The organism is Vibrio sp. HI00D65 (assembly GCF_001635455.1).
GTDB lineage: Bacteria > Pseudomonadota > Gammaproteobacteria > Enterobacterales > Vibrionaceae > Vibrio.
In genome coordinates this window covers 1-557 of sequence record NZ_LWEH01000384.1, presented here as the reverse complement: position 1 = coordinate 557, position 557 = coordinate 1, and the positions used below count along the sequence as shown (strand labels likewise).

1 protein-coding gene is annotated in these 557 nt (G+C 45.2%); it reads right to left on the bottom strand.

What is annotated here, in order from left to right:
- Positions 1 to 557: hypothetical protein (locus A3712_RS21425; protein WP_063524992.1), on the bottom strand; the 557-nt coding region annotated here is incomplete at both ends.

Sequence of the window (557 nt, the reverse complement as noted above, 5' to 3'; positions counted from 1 at the left end):
CTTGGCGAGGGTAGTTCGGCGGTGTAGGGCGAGAAGAAAATGATGGCTTCGTGATTAATACGGGCTCTTTGTTTGATAGGCCTTGGTTTACTTCCTGAGACTGGTTGGCGGACTCGTCCATATTCTTATCGACTTTCTTGTCGGCTAACTTTTCTGGTTGTGGCGTAGGTTTTGACTTTGCTTTTGGCTCAGGGCGCTCTTTCTTAAAGACCTTCTTTTCAGCAACTGACTTTTTTTGAACCGGCTTCTTTTTACCAATCTTCTTTTCGACTTTTTTTGGCTGTGGCTTATTGGTGATCGCCTTTTTCTTCGGTGTTGGTTTAGCCTGTTTTGGCTCAACAGTTTTTGGCTCGACTGGTTTAGGTTCTGCCTTTGAAACAGGTTCTTTGATTGGTTCTGGTTCGACGGACTCAGTGACCGTTTTTTGTTGAGCTTGAGAAGGTGTGCTCTTCGGAGTGAAGTTGATCGATTCCGTGTTCGATAGCCTCCCTAGAGTCAGCTCAAATTCATTGGATTCTAGCGCGACAAATAATAGCGCCGCATGAATCACTAACGAT